Genomic DNA, 17754 nt, shown 5'->3' with positions numbered 1-17754 from the left:
CCGGACTAGTCCGTGACGAGGTGGCTCTCGAACCTGACAATGTTAGCAAACTCAGCGGGGTCCAGGCTTGCGCCACCCACAAGCAATCCGTCAACGTCATTTTCGGCCATGATGGCGGCTGCATTGTTTGCCTTGACGGACCCGCCATAAAGGAGGCGGGTTTTTGCTGCGACGGTTTCGTCGAAGAGTTCGGCAAGTTCGGCTCGGATGGCTGCACACATTTCCTGTGCATCCTCCGGACCGGCAACTTCACCCGTGCCGATGGCCCAGACGGGCTCGTAGGCAACCACGAGTTCCGCAGCCTGCTCAGCCGTGAGTCCTTCAACACCGGCGCGCAGTTGGGCGAGGGTGTGCTCCACATGCGTTCCAGCCTGGCGGATCTCAAGGCCTTCGCCGACGCAGAGGACAGGGGTGACGCCGTGGCGGAACCCAGCTTTGACCTTGGCGTTCAGGACGTCGTCGGACTCGTTGTGGATGGTACGCCGCTCACTGTGGCCCACCAGGACGTAGGCGCAGCCCAACTTGCTGAGGAACTGACCGGAGATATCACCGGTGTAGGCTCCGGAGTCGAACTGCGAGAGGTCCTGGCCACCGTAGACGACCTCGAGGTCGTCACCTTGGACCAGCGTCTGGACGCCACGGAGGTCCGTGAACGGCGGGAAGACAGCGACCTCGGCACGGTTGTAGTCGTGCTTGGCGTCGGACAGCGTCCAAGCGAGCTTCTGCAGCAAGGTGATGCCCTGGACATGATCCATGTTCATCTTCCAGTTGCCGGCGATGAAGGGCTTGCGGACAAAGTTGCCGTTGGCAGAGGTAGTCACATGAACTCCAAAGAATGCGTTGAAATATGGAACGGCCGGCAGAACGCGATGGCGTCCTGCCGGCCGGATGGTACTTAGCGGTCCAGGACGCTCAGGCCCGGAAGTTCCTTGCCTTCAAGGTATTCCAGGCTTGCGCCACCGCCAGTGGAGATGTGTCCGAACTGCGAGTCCTCGAACCCAAGGGTCCGAACGGCTGCGGCGGAATCGCCTCCCCCCACCACGGTGAAGGCAACCGTATCCGTCAGCGCCTGGGCAATGGCCCGCGTTCCGCTGGAGAAGGCTTCGAACTCGAAGACACCCATGGGGCCGTTCCAGAAGACGGTCTTGGCGCCTTCGATCTGGGCGGCGAACGCGGAAGCAGATTCCGGTCCAATGTCCAGGCCGATCCCGGAAGCACCGAAAGCGCTGTCCTCAATGGCGTCTGCCCTGACGACCTCGTGGTCTGCATCAGCTGCAAAGCGGCTGGCCACCACTACGTCGGTAGGGATCACGAAGGTGGTACCCGCAGCAGATGCGCGCTGGAGGTAGTCCTGCACTACTGGGATCTGGTCCTCCTCGAGAAGGCTTCCGGCAACCTTATGGCCTGCTGCGGCCAGGAAGGTGAAGAGCATGCCGCCGCCAACAAGGATGGTGTCAGCTTTGCCCAGGAGGTTCTCAATCACTGCCAGCTTGTCCGAGACCTTGGACCCACCAAGAACCACGACGTATGGGCGCTGCGTGTCCGTGGTGAGCTTCCGGAGAACCTCTACCTCGGTGTGGACGAGGTCGCCCAAGTAGGACGGCAACCGGGTTGCCACGTCATAAACGCTGGCGTGCTTGCGGTGGACAGCGCCAAAGGCATCGTCCACGAAGGCGCCATTGCTGCCCGTGAGGGCAACCAGATCGTCGGCAAAGGCGCCGCGCTGGGCGTCGTCCTTGCTGGTTTCGCGGGCATCGAAGCGAACGTTCTCCAGGATGAGTACGTCACCGTCGTTGAGGCCGGATGAGAGCTCCTTGGCGGAGTCCCCCACCGTGTCTGCGGCGAGCTGTACCGGGAAGTCCGCCAGTTCCGCAAGGCGGGCTGCTGCGGGCTTCAGGGAGTACTTGTCTTCGGGAGCGCCCTTGGGGCGTCCCAGGTGTGCGGTAACGAGCACACGGGCACCGGCGTCCGAGAGCTTCTTGAGGACCGGAAGTGAGGCCTTGATGCGGCCGTCGTCGGTCACTGTAGAGCCGTCGAGCGGCACATTCAGGTCACTTCTGACCAGAATGTGCCGCCCGCGGACACCTTCAGCGATGAGTTCGTTGAGGGTGTGAGATGTCATGTGTCTACCCTAGCCCAGCTTGGATGCGACGAGCTCCGTGAGGTCTACGAGGCGGTTGGAGTAACCCCACTCGTTGTCGTACCAGGAAACAACCTTGACCTGGTTGCCGATGACCTTGGTGAGGCCGGAGTCGAAGATGGACGATGCCGGGTCCCCGACGATGTCCGAGGACACGATGGGAGCATCGGTGTAGCTGAGGATGCCGGCGAACTGCTCGGACTCAGCGGCAGCCTTGACGGCTGCGTTGACTTCTTCAACCGTTACTTCGCGGGAGACGGTGACCGTGAGGTCCGTAGCCGAACCCGTGGGGACCGGAACGCGGATGGCGTAGCCGTCCAGCTTTCCCTTGAGCTCCGGCAGGACCAGGCCGATTGCCTTGGCTGCGCCGGTGGACGTGGGAACCATGTTGATGGCGGCGGCACGGGCGCGGCGGAGATCGCCGTGCGGTCCGTCCTGCAGGTTCTGGTCAGCAGTGTAGGCGTGGACCGTGGTCATGAGGCCACGCTCGATGCCGAAGGCGTCGTTCACTACCTTGGCCAGCGGGCCGAGGCAGTTGGTGGTGCAGGAGGCGTTGGAGATGATGTTGTGCGCTGCGGGATCGTAAAGCTCGTGGTTGACGCCCATGACGATGGTGATGTCTTCGTCGCTGGCGGGTGCCGAGATCAGGACCTTCTTGGCGCCGGCATCAATGTGCTTCTGGGCTGCTGCGGCCTTGGTGAAGAAGCCGGTGGACTCAATGACGATGTCAACGCCCAATTCGCCCCACGGGAGGTTGGCGGGATCGCGCTCAGCCAGGACCTTGATGGACTTGCCATCGACTACCAGGTTTCCATCGACAACTTCCACGGTCTGGGCGAGGCGTCCACCGACGGAGTCGTACTTCAGGAGGTGGGCGAGGGTCTCGGGGCTGGTGAGGTCGTTGACTGCGACGATCTCCAGGTCAGCGCCCTGGGCCAGTGCTGCGCGGAAGTAGTTACGGCCGATGCGGCCGAAGCCGTTGATACCAATACGGGTGGTCACTATGTGTCAATCTCCTTGGTGCTCTTGCAAGCACGCCTAGTGAGTCGGATTTATTATTTCCAACTAACAGACCCCGCACGTCTTTGGGCAGAGGTGATTATCAGATCGGAGGGCGACCAGCCACGTTGCTGAAGGCTAACCGCCTTCCGTGATCCATCTTACGTTTAACTAAGCCTGCCCCCGCAACTGCGGAGGCAGGCTTTCCAGCATTTGGCCCCAATTCACGCAAAAAGTGACTTTTGTTACATCGGCGTGAACCGGGGCTCACCAACTAAAGGACGATGAGGCCCGTGGCGTTGGCGCGCGCAGCTTCGAAGCGCTTGGCAACGTCCGCCCAGTTGACGATGTTCCAGAAGGCCTTGACGTAGTCAGCCTTGACGTTTACGTAGTCCAGGTAGAAGGCGTGCTCCCACATGTCCAGCATCAGCAGCGGCGTGGTGCCTACTGCAACGTTGCCCTGCTGATCGTAAAGCTGCTCGATGAGCAGGTTGCCGCCGATGGGCTCGTACGCCAGGAATGCCCAGCCGGAGCCCTGCAGGCCAAGGGCGGCAGCGCTGAACTGTGCACGGAAAGCGTCGAACGAACCAAAAGCGTCGTCGATGGCTGCTGCGAGCTCACCTTCGGGCTTGTCGCCGCCGTCCGGGGAGATGTTGTTCCAGAAAACGGAGTGGTTGATGTGTCCGCCGGTGTGGAACGCGAGGTCCTTGGAGAGGCGGTTGATGTTGGCGTAGTCACCCTTCTCGCGGGCATCAGCCAGCTGGGAGAGGGCATTGTTGGCGCCTGCAACGTAAGCCGCATGGTGCTTGCTGTGGTGCAGCTCCATGATCTTTGCCGAAATGTGCGGCTCGAGTGCTGCATAGTCGTAGCCGAGCTCGGGCAGAACGTACTCTGTCACGAAATCCTCCAATGTAATGGACTGACGTCCGGGTTGGTAACTCTCGTTATGTCATCCGGCCAGCATGCCGGCCGGAAATCCTTGGCGAAGAAGCTTGGCTCTTGCCTCCATCGGGAACAACCCCGGGTGGCCTCGCAGTATTTCCTCCACGCATTTTCGATTCTATGGGTGCGGACTACTCGTCCATCATTTCCGGAGTCACATTTGCCTCAGTACCCGGGATGCCCAGGTCAAGGGCACGTTTATCCGCCATGGCGAGGAGGCGGCGGATGCGACCCGCGATGGCGTCCTTGGTCATGGGCGGATCCGCAAGGCGTCCGAGTTCATCCAGGCTGGCCTGCTTGTGGGCAACACGGAGCTCCCCCGCGTACTTGAGGTGGTCCGGGACGTCGTCTCCCAAGATTTCGAGGGCACGATCCACCCTGGCACCCGCGGCCACTGCTGCCTGGGCGGAACGGCGCAGGTTGGCGTCATCAAAGTTGGCAAGCCTGTTGGCTGTAGCCCGGACTTCCTTGCGCATGCGCCGCTCTTCCCAAACCATCAGGGCGTCATGGGCTCCCATCCGGGTCAGGAGGGCAGCAATGGTGTCTCCGTCACGGATGACCACGCGGTCCACTCCACGCACCTCACGGGCCTTGGCCTGGATGCCGAGCCGCCGGGCAGCTCCAACGAGCGCCAGCGCCGATTCGGGGCCGGGGCAAGTAACTTCCAGAGATGAAGAACGTCCGGGCTCGGTGAGCGAACCGTGGGCGAGGAACGCTCCCCGCCAGACAGCCTCGGCGTCTGCAGCCGAGCCGTTGACCACCACCGAGGGCAGCCCGCGCACTGGGCGGCCGCGCCCGTCCAGCAGGCCCGTCTGGCGGGCGAGTGCCTCGCCGTCCCGGACCACACGCACAACGTAGCGGCTCCCCCGGCGCAGGCCGCCTCCGGAAACGACGATGATTTCGCTCTGGTGGCCGTAAACTTCCGCGATCGCGGCCCGGAGGCGGCGTGCCGTGGAAGCGAGGTCGACTTCAGCTTCGATGACGATCCTGCCCGAAATGATGTGCAGGCCGCCCGCGAAGCGGAGCATTGCCGAAACTTCAGCCTTGCGGACTGAAGATTTTTTGATGTCCAGCCGGGACAGTTCGTCCTTGACCGACGCAGTAAGTGCCATCGCGTATTCCTAACTGTTCCCGAAAATATCGTGGTACGCCGCTGCCAGCAGCAGTGGATCATGGACGGGGCGTCGCCTCGACGCCCCTACTCTACCCAACACCACTTCAGCCCCGATCATCCCCGCGGCCTTCTCGAAGGCTTTGAGGTCCTGGATCGCAGCAGGATCCGCAAGTACCACATCGACGCTGAACTCAGGTGCATAGCGGCGCAGGACGTCCAGATGATCCGCGGCTGTCATGCCTGAGGTTTCCTTGGTTTCGACGTCAAGGTTCATGGTGAGGCAGCGCTTCGCAGCGGTGTCGCCCAGGGCTTGGCGCAGCTCAGGCAGCAGCAGATGCGGCAGGACGGAGGTGTACCAGGAGCCGGGTCCAAGAATGACCCAGTCCGCCAGTTCGATGGCCGTCAGGGCTTCTGTGCAGGCTGGAGCATCCTCAGGCAACAGCCTGACGTCTTCCAGCTTGCCCGCAACAGCACACTTGGCTTGGCCCCGGACCGTACGGAGTTCCTGGCCGCCCCCCGGAAGGTCAAGGTGGGCCTGGCCCTCAATGGTAAGGGGAACGCTGGACATGGGCAGAACCTGGCCCCTGGCTCCCAGCAGGGCGCCGGCCCACTTCAGGCCGGCAACTGTGTCTCCCAAGAGCTCCCACAGGGTCACGATCAGCAGATTGCCCATGGCGTGATGGTCCAGTGAGCCGCCTTTGGCGGACCCGGCATTGAAACGGTGCTGCATGACGTCCCGCCAGGTCCGGCCCCAGTCGGTATCGTCGCACAGGGCGCTGAGCGCCATCCGCAGGTCCCCGGGCGGAAGGACGCCGTACTCCTCGCGGAGACGCCCGGATGAGCCGCCGTCGTCCGCTACTGTGACGATTGCCGTCAGCTCGGAGGTGAGCAAGCGCAGTGCCGACAGCGACGCCGCCAGTCCGTGACCGCCACCCAGGGCAACCACTGACGGACTTTTCTTCTGCTGGCTGCCGGGAACGCCTTTGGGCGGAATCAGGGGCAGCGGGCCCGTGAGGACGCCCACTACTCGCGTCCCAGGTCGCGGTGGGTGGTGGTGACGGTGACACGGGGATACTGCGCCAAACGCTTGGAAAGTTCGACGGCGACCGCCACCGAACGGTGCTTGCCTCCGGTGCAGCCAACGGCCAAGGTGGCGTAGTGCTTGTTCTCCTGGCGGTAGCCATCCAGGACAGGCTCCAAGGCCCGGACGTACCTGTCCACGAACTCGTGCACGCCATCGGCGGCGAGCACGTAATTGCTGACATCCTCATCCAGCCCTGTATGCGGCCGAAGTTTGGGAACCCAATGCGGGTTGGGAATGAAGCGGGCATCGGCTACGAAGTTGGCGTCCACGGGGAGGCCGTACTTGAATCCAAAGCTCATGACGTTCAGGCGCAGGGTTACCGGGCCTGTGTCGCTGAACAGTTCGGTGATGGCTGTCGCCAGGCCGTGGACATTGAAGTCGGATGTGTCCAGCACGACGTCGGCATGCTCGCGCAGTTCCCGCAGGACCTCGCGCTCAACCCCGATGCCGTCGAGGATCCTGCCGCCGCCCTGCAGGGGATGCGGACGGCGTCCTTGCTCAAAACGGCGGACCAGGACGTCGTCATTGGCATCCAGGAACAGCACCCGGAAGGTGATGCCGCTGGCGCTGAGCGCGCCCAGCGCCGTCTGGATGTCAGTGAAGAGGTCCTTGCTGCGGACATCCACCACCACTGCCAGCTTGGGAATGGATTTGGGAGCATGCGAGACAATTTCGGCCAGGGTTCCCAGCATCTGCGGCGGGAGGTTGTCCACCACGTACCAGCCGTGGTCTTCCAAGGCATCCGAGGCCGTACTGCGCCCCGCCCCGGACATGCCGGTGACGACCAGCAGTTCCGCCTCCGGGGGCTTGACGGGCGTGAGGCCGTCCTGCTCCGTTCCGGACCCTGCCGTTGCCTCATCCATGAGTTGTTCCCCGTTTCGTCCGAAGTGGTGTTTACAGCCTGTGGTGCGCTCCCGTTGGGTCAGCGCACCCTCGACATGTTCAAGCGCCGGTAACCGCTGATGCGGCCATCGGCCAAGTTCTAACCCTAGCTAAGATTCAAGGATTTCGCCGGTGGTCATGTTGATCGCCGGGACTGCCCCGGCGGAGTCTTCCGTGGAACCCAGGTGTTGAACCACGGCAGCTGCCAACGCAGGACCAATGCCTTTCGCGGACGTGAGCTCTTCAACGGAAGCCGCCTTGATCTTCCTAAGCGAGCCGAAGTGCGCCACCAAAGCCTTGCGCTTGGCTTCACCCAGGCCCGGCACCCCGTCCAGGACGGATACCGTCATGGCCTTCCCCCGCTTCTGCCGATGGAAAGTGATGGCGAAGCGGTGGGCTTCGTCACGGATCCGTTGAAGCAAATACAGTCCCTGCGATGTCCTCGGCAGGATGACCGGGAAGTCGCTGTCCGGCAGCCAGACTTCTTCCAGGCGCTTGGCAAGGCCCACCACGTAGACGTCGTCGATGCCGAGCTCCGCCAGCGCACGCTTGGCAGCGTTGACCTGCGGCTGGCCTCCATCCACCACCACCAGGTTGGGCGGGTAGGCGAACTTGGCCTTGGGGGCCGGCATGGCGGGGTCCGACGGCGGGGCATCGGTGGCGCTTTTGGCCCCCGCACGCGTCGGGTTGACGATCTCGCCGGACACCACGGGGACCTGGGCAGCCTTGTCCGTCAGGTAATGCCGGAACCGCCGGGTCAGGACGTCGTGCATTGCCGCGGTGTCGTCAGCTGCCGCTGCGCCCGTGATGGAGAATTTTCGGTAGTCCGCTTTCTTGGGCAGCCCGTCCTCCACCACCACCATGGAGGCCACCACGTTGGTGCCCTGCACATGCGAGATATCGAAGCACTCTATCCGCAGCAAGGGAACCGGGATTTCCAGGGCTTCCTGCAATTCCTGAAGCGCCACGGAGCGGACAGTGATGTCGCCGGCCCTGCGGGTCTTGTGCAGTTTAAGGGCCTGCTCCGCGTTCTCGCGCACCGTGGACATCAGGGCGGCCTTGTCACCACGCTGGGGCACGCGGATGTCCACCTTGGCACCACGCAGCCCGCCCAGCCACTCAGTGAGTTCGGCATGGTTGCTGGGCGCTTCCGGCACCAGGACTTCCCGGGGAATCCGTCCCTGGACCTCGCTGTCTTCTCCGTAGACCTGCTCGAGCAAATGTTCGATCAGCTCAGGGGTCGTCGCGTCTTCGACCTTCTCCACAACCCAGCCGCGCTGTCCGCGGACCCGGCCACCGCGGACGTGGAAGACCTGCACGGAAGCCTCCAGTTCGTCGTCGTGGAGGGCGAAGACGTCAGCGTCGGTATCTTCGGCGAGGACCACGGCATTGCGCTCAAAGACTTTCCGCAGCGCGATGATGTCGTCCCTGAGCCCGGCAGCCCGCTCATAGTCGAGTTCGGCGACGGCTGCTGCCATGTCCTTTTCCAAGCGGCCTATGAAGCGCTTCGCTTCGCCGCCCATAAAAGAACAGAAATCCTCGGCGAGGTTGCGGTGTTCGTCCGGACTCACGCGGCCGACGCAGGGGGCCGTACATTTGTCGATGTAGCCGAGCAGGCAAGGACGCCCGCTGGATTCCGCGCGCTTGAAGACGCCCGCGCTGCAGCTGCGGACCGGGAAAACCCTCAGGAGGGTATCCATTGTTTCGCGGATGGCACCGGCGGTGTAGGGGCCGAAGTACCTGGTGCCCTTCCTGCGCTCACCCCGCATGACCTGCACCCGGGGGTACTTCTCCCCCATGGTGACGGCAAGGTAGGGATAGGTTTTGTCGTCGCGGAAAACTACGTTGAAGCGCGGCTTGAATTCTTTGATCCACGTGTATTCCAGCTGCAACGATTCCAGCTCGCTGCCCACCACGGTCCACTCGACGCTGCTGGCCGCATGCACCATGGCGTGGGTCTTGGGAAGCAGCCCTGCAGGGTTGGCGAAGTAGGAATTAAGCCTGGACCTGAGGTTCTTCGCCTTGCCCACGTAGATGACCCGGCCATGGGGGTCGCGGAATCGATAGACGCCCGGGGTGGTGGGAATCTCACCCGTTTGGGGCCGGTAACTTGCTGGATCTGCCACGTTTCCAGTCTAGTGAACCGGAACGACAGCCAAAGCCACGTCATCGCGGCGGCAGCTGCTGCTAGTCGACGGATTTGCTCTGGTTGTAGCTTGCAGAGCGTTCCTGGCCGCTGAGCACGGCGATGGCGTCCATGATTCTATCGGTGACTTCCCTGCGTGCCGGAAGCGAGTGGTCAGGCCCGGTCTTCTCGAAATAGAGCGGCTCGCCGACCTTCATGGTGAAGTGCTGCGGCCTTACTGCGTTTTTGTCCGCAGGCTGCAGCTTTTCGGTTCCGATCAGGCCCACGGGAATGACAGGCGCGCCTGTGGTCAGGGCAAGCCACCCCACGCCCGTGCGTCCACGGTAAAGGATGCCATCGCGGGATCTGGTGCCCTCGGGGTAGATGCCGATGCCCTTGCCCGACTCGAGGATGTCCAGCAAGGTCTTGAGCGCCTGCACGCTGGCAGCCTGCTCACCGCGCTCCACCGGAATGGATCCTACCGCCTCGAAGAAGGACTTCATGACGGCGCCTTTAACGCCCTTGGTGGTGAAGTACTCGGCCTTGGCAAAGAAGGCGACCGGACGCGGCATCAGGGCCTGGACGATCACGCTGTCAAGGAAGGAAAGGTGGTTTGGCGCCACAATGAAGGGCCCTTCTTTGGGTACGTTCTCCAAACCAATGACAGTAGGCCGGCACGTGGAGGAAATCAGTCCACGGGTAGTCCACCGGATCGCATCAAAGACTGCCATCGTTTTGTACCTCGCTCAGGGCTGCCGCACGGACAGCGTCAAGTTCTTCAATTTTGATCCGCAGCTCGGCCGCGGTGTGCACTACGGCCACAGCGCCGGCTTCTTCGAGTTCTCCGTCCGGGGCGAATCCCCAAGCCACCCCGATGCAATCCAGGCCGTTAGCCATTGCCCCTGCAACGTCCTGATGCCTGTCTCCCACCATCACAGCCGGCTGTGAATGCAGGTCAGCCAAGGCTGCTCCGACAATTTCGACTTTGCCGGATGCCGTATTCGCTTCCAGGGACTCGTTGTCCGCAGCCCCGCGAATGGAGACGAAGAAATCGGCAATTTTATGGTGCTCGAGGACGAGCCTCGCAATGGACTGCGGCTTCTGCGTAGCAACTGCTACCGCCCGGCCGGATTCAGCAAAGTATTCAAGAAGTTCGAAGATTCCGGGGTAAAGCTTGCTCTGCCCGATGCCTGTCTCCTTGTAGTGGCGCCGGTAACGGTCAATGGTTTCATTGACCAGGTTTTCCGGGACATTGGCCAAATGCATCAGGGAATCGCTGAGCTTGGGACCCACCATGGAATTCAGCACGGCCTGTTCAGGAACGGGAAGGTTCAATTCACGGAGGGCGGCGGAGATTCCTCCCGTGATACCGCCGGCCGGATCGACAAGGGTGCCGTCCAGATCGAATATTACGGGCACCGTTGTTTGAGTCACCGGGTTAGTTTCTCACGAGTAGCGGCATGCCTGAAACTCGCATGCCGCTACCGGAATACTTCTGGCGACTATCCGAGAATCTCGGCCAGGAAGGTGGCTGTGTGGCTTTCCGTGGATTTTGCCACCTGTTCGGGTGTTCCCGTGGCAACAATCTTTCCGCCACCTGAGCCACCGTTGGGGCCCAGATCCACAATCCAGTCCGCAGACTTGATGACGTCGAGGTTGTGCTCAATGGTGATCACCGTATTGCCTTTGTCCACCAAGCCCTGAAGTACCATAAGGAGCTTTCGGATGTCCTCGAAGTGCAGGCCCGTGGTGGGCTCGTCCAAGACATAGATGCTGCGCCCGTTGGAGCGCTTCTGCAACTCTGCGGCAAGCTTCACGCGCTGGGCCTCGCCACCGGACAACGTGGTTGCCGGCTGTCCCAGACGGACGTAGCCAAGGCCGACGTCCACCAGAGTAGTCAAGTGGCGCGCAATCGGCGTGAACGCAGCAAAGAACTCCGCCCCCTCCTCAATGGGCATGTTGAGGACATCAGCAATGGTTTTGCCCTTGTAGTGGACTTCAAGGGTTTCCCGGTTGTACCGGGCACCATGGCACACCTCGCAAGGAACATAGACGTCCGGCAGGAAGTTCATCTCGATCTTCAACGTGCCGTCGCCTGAACAGGCCTCGCAGCGACCGCCCTTGACGTTGAATGAGAAGCGTCCGGGCTGATATCCACGAACCTTGGCTTCGGTGGTCTCGGCGAAGAGCTTGCGGATGTTGTCGAACACCCCGGTATACGTCGCTGGGTTGGAGCGGGGAGTACGGCCGATGGGGCTTTGATCGACGTGGACCACCTTGTCCAGATGTTCCAGGCCGGCCACCGTCCGGTGACGTCCTGCCACTTGCTTGGCGCCGTTGAGCTTATTGGCGAGGACCTTGTAGAGGATCTCGTTGACCAACGTGGACTTGCCGGAACCGCTGACGCCGGTCACCGCAGTAAAAAGCCCCAGCGGGAACGTGGCATCGACATTGTTCAGGTTGTTCTCACGGGCACCAACAACCTTGAGTTCACGCTTCTTGTCGTACTTGCGGCGTTTGGTGGGAATATCGATCTTCCGGCGTCCAGACAGGTAGTCACCCGTGAGGGAATCCGTGTTCTCCAGCAGCTCCTTGTAGGTGCCTGAATGCACCACCTGGCCGCCGTGCTCACCGGCGCCTGGTCCGATGTCCACCACCCAGTCAGCCTCGTGGATGGTGTCTTCGTCATGCTCCACAACAATCAGCGTGTTGCCGAGGTCCCGCAGACGGGTCAGGGTCTCGATGAGTCGCCTGTTGTCACGCTGGTGGAGCCCGATGGACGGCTCGTCAAGGACATACAGGACGCCCACCAGGCCGGAACCGATCTGGGTTGCCAGCCGGATGCGCTGGGCCTCTCCACCGGACAGGGTTCCTGATGGCCGCTCGAGGTTGAGGTATTCCAACCCCACATCCAGCAGGAAGGTCAGGCGGGCCTGGATCTCCTTCAGCACCTGGTTGGCAATTTGCGCTTCCCGGCTGGTGAGGGTCAGGCTGCCGAGGAACTCTGCGCACTCGCGCATCGGCATGGCAGCAACGGCTGCAATCGACTTGCCGTTGATCAGCACGGACAACGATGCCGGGTTGAGGCGTGCACCATTGCACTCAGGGCAGGGAATCTGGCGCATGTACTCTTCGTACCGGTCACGGGCCCACTCGGAATCGGTTTCCCCGTGCTTCCGGTGCACGTACTGAATGGCGCCTTCAAAGCCCGTGCTGTACTTGCGTTCACGGCCAAAACGGTTCTTGTACTGGACAACAACCTTGTGGTCCTTGCCATGCAGCACGGTGTTCCGGACTTCCTTGGAGAGCTCCTCCCAGGGTGTCTTCATGGAGAAGCCGAGCTCATGGGCCAGGCCCTCAAGGAGGCGGTTCCAGTACTCAGTGGTCGCCGTTCCCAAGGACCACGGGGCAATGGCGCCTTCGCCCAAGGAGAGCTCAGGATTGGGGACGATGAGTTCTTCGTCCACTTCAAGCTTGGTTCCGATGCCGCTGCAGGCTGAGCAGGCACCAAAGGGGTTGTTGAAGGAGAACGAGCGTGGCTCAATTTCATCGATCGCCAAAGGGTGCTCGTTGGGGCACGCAAGATTCTCGGAGAAGGCCCGGATGCGACCGGGATCCGCGGCGTCAAGATCCACGAACTCCACCAGGACACGGCCCTCCGCCAGGCCCAGGGCGGTCTCCACGGAATCCGTGAGCCGCTGGCTGATATCTTCCTTGACCACCAAGCGGTCAACCACCACTTCGATGGTGTGCTTGAACTGCTTCCCCAGCTTGGGAGGATCGCTCAGTTGGACCAGTTCGCCGTCAACACGTGCACGGGAATAGCCCTTGGCGGTCAGTTCCTTGAACAGGTCAACGAACTCGCCCTTGCGTCCGCGGACCACCGGGGCCAGGACCTGGAAACGTGTGCCCGTCTCAAGCTCCAGAAGCTGGTCAACGATCTGCTGCGGTGTCTGGCGCGCGATGGGTTCGCCACAGACAGGGCAGTGCGGGCGGCCAACGCGGGCCCACAACAACCGCATGTAGTCGTAGATCTCGGTGATGGTACCCACGGTGGAACGCGGGTTCTTGCTGGTGGATTTCTGGTCGATGGAGACCGCGGGCGACAATCCCTCGATGAAGTCGACATCAGGCTTGTCTACCTGGCCAAGGAACTGGCGCGCGTACGCGGAGAGCGACTCTACGTAGCGGCGCTGCCCTTCGGCGAAGATGGTGTCGAAAGCCAACGACGATTTGCCGGAACCCGAGAGTCCCGTAAACACGATCATGGCATCGCGCGGAAGGTCGACGTCCACGTTGCGCAGGTTATGTTCCCGGGCACCCTTGACCACCAGCCGCGAGAGGTCTGGCCTCGCGGGTTTGGAGTCAGGAACCACAGGGATGCTGTTCGGGGATTCGATGGCGGTATCTTCAGCTAAGGCTTTGGGCACTTACCAATGCTAATCGAAAACTTCTTCGAATTTCCATGTCGTGCCTCACATGCTACCGATCGGTATCAATCCGCGTCATACGCTGCGGCGAGAAGCTGGACTGCCTCGGCGAAAGAGGCGCCCTGTGCCTTCGCAGCGGACGCATACTGCCCGGCCACCTCGGCCAGCGCTCCCCAGCGATCGTCCCGGGCACAGACCACGGTGCCATTCCGGCCCCGGGTTGCCACGACGCCCGCGGCTTCCAGTTCTTTGTAAGCCCGGGCGACGGTGTGGGGTGCGACGTCCAGTACGCCCGCCAGATTGCGCACGGGTGGCAGTTTCGCTCCGACCGCCAGGATTCCCGAGTCAGCGAGCTCGATGATCCGCAACCTCAACTGTTCAAAGAGGGCGACGGCGCTGGTGGTGTTGGGCCGCCAGGTGCCCGGGAAATCGCCGGTGGGAGTCACAACGACCTCCGCCCGGGTGCCGTCATGTGGCGGGGCGTTTGATGTCGGATGCGTCCTTGGTCCATGCTGAGAATTAGACCAGCGACGACGGCAGTGGACAAGCCATGACGACACGCACATCTACATCGAGGACCAGGCAGATCACCACACAGCTCACGTCGCAAGAAGGTCGCTGCCTTCCCTCTCAGGGAATCCACCGGCATCATGCGTTCTTCCGGGCCACGGCAAAAATGCGTCGGAACGGATAGACGGTTCCATGGCTTGTTGCGGGATAGGCCTCGCGCAGCATTGCGGCGTACTCCGTCTCGAAGTCGGCAGCTTCTTCAGAGGACAGCGCCGCCAACACGGGACGGAGCCCAGTGCCGCGGACCCATTGCAGGACCGGATCACTGCCCGGCAGTACCTGCTGGTAGGTAGTCTCCCAAGCGTCAGCCGAGCATCCGGCGTCGAGCATTATTCCCAGGTAATCCGCCGGGCTCCCCACGGCCCCGTCATGCCGGAGGACGCCGCCCAGCCGGGCCGACCACCGGGGCGATTCCGCGAGTTGCCGCATCAGCGTATGTGAGGGAGACGTGAAATTGCCGGGAACCTGCAAGGCAAACCACGCACCGGGCTGCAGGGCGCGCAGCCAGCCGGCCAACATTTCCAGATGGCCAGCGACCCACTGAAGGGCTGCATTGCTGACCACTACATCGGTATCGGCGTCGGGCAACCAGTTCGCGATATCGCCCTGAATAAATTCCAGATGGGTGAACTCCTGCGTGAGGGCGCCTGCTTGACTGAGCATCTCCTCAGAGGAGTCGAGGCCAACAACGCGGGCGCCTGGCCAGCGTTCGGTGAGCGTAGCAGTCAGGTTTCCTGGGCCACAGCCGAGGTCCACTACCGTGCGGGGGTTACTGGCCTGGACCCTCGCGACGAGGTCGTGGAAAGGGCGGTCCCTATGGTTTCCGAATTCCACATACTTGGACGGATCCCACTTCATCAAAGCCTCCTCGCATCTGCCACCATTGCTGGGCCGAGCTTAAACCGTGTGGGCACTAAGCTGGAAACCAATGAAACTTCTTGAGCAGCTTCCCGGTTCCACCGCCACTGGTCCCCTGGACCCGGACGAAATCTACACACGGTTCGTAGAGTGGACCGAATCCCGCGGGCTGCAGCTGTACCCGGCCCAGGACGAAGCGATCATGGAGCTTGCCTCCGGCGCCAACGTCATCCTCGCCACGCCCACGGGCTCCGGAAAATCCTTGGTGGCCATCGCTGCTCACTTCGAGGCAATGGCACGCGGCCAGCGGAGTTACTACACGGCTCCGATCAAGGCACTGGTGTCTGAAAAGTTCTTTGCCCTCTGCGACATCTTTGGCGCGGAAAACGTGGGAATGATTACCGGCGATTCCGGCGTCAACCAGGACGCCCCGATCATCTGCTGCACCGCCGAAATCCTGGCCAACATTGCCCTCCGGGAAGGCTCGACAGCGGAGCTCGGCTCGGTGGTCATGGACGAATTCCATTTCTACTCCGATCCTCAGCGCGGGTGGGCGTGGCAGGTACCCCTGCTGGAACTCCCCCAAGCACAGTTCCTCCTGATGTCCGCGACCCTGGGTGACGTCACGCGCTTCGAAACCGGGCTGACCGAACTCACTGGCCGGTCCACCACCACAGTGAGCTCCGCGGAACGTCCCATTCCGCTGCACTACTACTACCACCTGACCCCGGTCCACGAGAGCCTGGAAGAACTGCTGTCCACCAAGCAGGTCCCGGTGTACGTGGTCCACTTCAGCCAGGCTGAAGCCATTGAGCGTGCCCAGAACCTCATGAGCATCAACATGTGCAGCCGCGCGGAGAAAGATAGGATCGCTGAGCTCATTGCTGGTTTCCGGTTCGCCGCCGGCTTCGGAAAGACCCTCAACAGGCTGGTCCGCCACGGCATCGGTGTCCACCATGCCGGCATGCTTCCCAAATACCGCCGGCTGGTGGAGCAACTGGCCCAGGCCGGGCTGCTGAAAGTCATCTGCGGTACCGACACTCTGGGGGTGGGCATCAACGTGCCCATCCGGACCGTGTTGTTGACTGCTTTGAGCAAGTACGACGGCGTACGCACCAGATCGCTTAACTCACGTGAGTTCCACCAGATTGCCGGACGCGCCGGCCGCGCCGGGTACGACACCGCCGGCACGGTGGTAGTCCAGGCCCCGGACCATGTGGTGGAGAACACCAAAGCGATGGCCAAGGCAACGGCCAAGTTCGGTGATGACCAGAAGAAGTTGCGGCAGGTGGTGAAGAAGAAGCCTCCTGAGGGATTCGTCTCCTGGGGTGAGCCCACGTTCAAACGGCTGGTGGAGTCCGTGCCTGAGCCACTGACGTCCAGTTTCACCGTGACGCACGCGATGCTCCTGAACCTGATGGAACGTCCGGGTGACCCATTCCAGGCAACCAGGCGCTTGCTTAGCGAGAACCACGAGACCCGTGCAGCCCAGCTCAAACTCATGAAGAAGGCTTTGGGGATTTACCGCGAACTGCTGGCCGCAGGTGTGGTTGAACGGATCCCGGAGGAGGAGCAGGAAGTTGAGGGTCGCTCTGTACGCCTGACAGTGCACCTGCAGGCAAACTTCGCCCTGAACCAGCCGCTCTCCCCCTTCGCTTTGGCCGCCCTGGAGTTGCTCGATCCCGAGTCGCCGTCCTACGCCCTGGACGTGGTCTCCGTGATCGAGTCAACCTTGGAGAAGCCCCGCCAGATTCTTTCGGCGCAGCAGAAGAAGGCACGCGGCGAGGCAGTTGCGGCCATGAAAGCCGATGGCATCGAGTACGACCAGCGGATGGCCATGCTGGACGAAGTTACGTACCCCATGCCTTTGGCGGAGATCCTCGGCGAAGCCTTTGAGGTGTACCGCAAGGCCGCGCCCTGGGTGGGCGACTTTGAGCTGGCGCCGAAATCGATCATCCGGGACATGTACGAGCGCGCCATGAACTTTGGTGAGTTCGTGCAGTTCTATGGCCTGGCCCGCTCGGAGGGCATCGTCCTGCGCTACTTGGCGGACGGGTTCCGCGCGCTGCGGCAGACCGTTCCCCAGGATTCGCTGCGTGAGGACCTTGAAGACCTGATTGCGTGGCTGGGAGAACTGGTCCGCCAGGTTGATTCCAGTCTGCTGGATGAATGGGAAGAGCTCACCTCCGGACTCGCTCCCACGCCACACGACGCTCCCCCTCCCCCGCCGCCGCTCCTGACGTCCAACATCCGGGCTTTCCGTGTGATGGTCCGGAACGAAATGTTCCGCAGGGTCGAACTGTTCGCGGATGAGGATTCTGCGGCGCTGGGTGAGCTGGACGGCGATGCCGGCTGGGACGCGGAACGCTGGGAAGAAGTACTGGACGACTACTTCGAAGAACACGACGACATCGGCACGGGTCCTGATGCCCGTGGTCCGGGACTGCTCATCATCACCGAGGAACCCGGCACTTGGAAAGTGCGGCAGATCTTCGACGACCCGGCGGGCAACCATGACTGGGGAATCTCGGCCGAAGTAGACCTGGCCGCGTCTGACGAAAACGGTACCGCCGTCGTCCGGGTGACAGACGCCAACAGGCTCTAGGCCAA

At 62.1% G+C, this 17754-nt stretch carries 14 protein-coding genes; 1 reads left to right on the top strand and 13 read right to left on the bottom strand.

All coding sequences use genetic code 11. The features are described from left to right. Positions 1-5: 5 nt before the first annotated feature. From tpiA to CGK93_RS12130, 13 genes are all read right to left on the bottom strand, one after another. Entirely contained in the window at positions 6-821 is an 816-nt protein-coding gene (gene tpiA / locus CGK93_RS12190) for a triose-phosphate isomerase (protein ID WP_089595057.1), read from the bottom strand. Between the two features lie 74 nt (positions 822-895). After that, on the bottom strand, positions 896-2122 hold the full coding sequence (locus CGK93_RS12185; RefSeq protein WP_089595056.1) for a phosphoglycerate kinase: 1227 nt from the start codon (positions 2120-2122) through the stop codon (positions 896-898). A 9-nt stretch (positions 2123-2131) separates the two neighbouring features. Beyond that, a complete protein-coding gene (gene gap, locus CGK93_RS12180; RefSeq protein WP_089595055.1) occupies positions 2132-3142 on the bottom strand; it encodes a type I glyceraldehyde-3-phosphate dehydrogenase in 1011 nt (336 codons plus the stop codon). A gap of 271 nt (positions 3143-3413) precedes the next feature. Further along, on the bottom strand, positions 3414-4037 hold the full coding sequence (locus CGK93_RS12175; RefSeq protein WP_089595054.1) for a superoxide dismutase: 624 nt from the start codon (positions 4035-4037) through the stop codon (positions 3414-3416). A gap of 175 nt (positions 4038-4212) precedes the next feature. Further along, a complete protein-coding gene (gene whiA / locus CGK93_RS12170; RefSeq protein WP_018777554.1) occupies positions 4213-5193 on the bottom strand; it encodes a DNA-binding protein WhiA in 981 nt (326 codons plus the stop codon). 9 nt (positions 5194-5202) lie between these two features. Then, a complete protein-coding gene (locus CGK93_RS12165) occupies positions 5203-6219 on the bottom strand; it encodes a gluconeogenesis factor YvcK family protein (protein WP_089595053.1) in 1017 nt (338 codons plus the stop codon). Continuing rightward, positions 6219-7142 (bottom strand): RNase adapter RapZ, encoded by a 924-nt coding sequence (gene rapZ / locus CGK93_RS12160; RefSeq protein WP_089595052.1) that lies wholly within the window; start codon positions 7140-7142, stop codon positions 6219-6221. The genes CGK93_RS12165 and rapZ overlap by 1 nt, the downstream gene beginning before the upstream one ends. Before the next feature lie 129 nt (positions 7143-7271). Then, on the bottom strand, positions 7272-9287 hold the full coding sequence (gene uvrC / locus CGK93_RS12155) for an excinuclease ABC subunit UvrC (RefSeq protein ID WP_089595051.1): 2016 nt from the start codon (positions 9285-9287) through the stop codon (positions 7272-7274). A gap of 61 nt (positions 9288-9348) precedes the next feature. Next, positions 9349-10017: a lysophospholipid acyltransferase family protein gene (locus CGK93_RS12150; protein ID WP_089595050.1), complete on the bottom strand. Its 669-nt coding sequence runs from the start codon at positions 10015-10017 to the stop codon at positions 9349-9351. Continuing rightward, entirely contained in the window at positions 10004-10720 is a 717-nt protein-coding gene (locus CGK93_RS12145) for an HAD hydrolase-like protein (RefSeq protein ID WP_089595049.1), read from the bottom strand. Before CGK93_RS12145 ends, CGK93_RS12150 begins: the two co-directional genes overlap by 14 nt. Before the next feature lie 68 nt (positions 10721-10788). Beyond that, entirely contained in the window at positions 10789-13716 is a 2928-nt protein-coding gene (gene uvrA / locus CGK93_RS12140) for an excinuclease ABC subunit UvrA (RefSeq protein WP_089595048.1), read from the bottom strand. 65 nt (positions 13717-13781) lie between these two features. Beyond that, positions 13782-14162, bottom strand: coding sequence for a GntR family transcriptional regulator (locus CGK93_RS12135; RefSeq protein WP_089595047.1), 381 nt, complete (start codon positions 14160-14162; stop codon positions 13782-13784). A gap of 202 nt (positions 14163-14364) precedes the next feature. Further along, positions 14365-15144 carry a trans-aconitate 2-methyltransferase gene (locus tag CGK93_RS12130; RefSeq protein ID WP_089595046.1) on the bottom strand — a complete coding sequence of 260 codons (780 nt, stop codon included), beginning with the start codon at positions 15142-15144 and terminating at the stop codon, positions 14365-14367. Between the two features lie 70 nt (positions 15145-15214). Here CGK93_RS12130 and CGK93_RS12125 point away from each other — a divergent pair, with 70 nt between their 5' ends. Further along, the gene (locus CGK93_RS12125) at positions 15215-17749 is read left to right on the top strand and encodes a DEAD/DEAH box helicase (RefSeq protein WP_089595045.1); all 2535 of its coding nucleotides are present in this window, start codon (positions 15215-15217) and stop codon (positions 17747-17749) included. The last annotated feature ends 5 nt before the right edge of the window (positions 17750-17754 follow it).

This window comes from Arthrobacter sp. YN, assembly GCF_002224285.1.
Classification (GTDB): Bacteria; Actinomycetota; Actinomycetes; order Actinomycetales; family Micrococcaceae; genus Arthrobacter.
The sequence above is the reverse complement of the archived record's forward strand: the minus strand, read 5'-3'. Positions and strand labels throughout refer to the sequence as shown.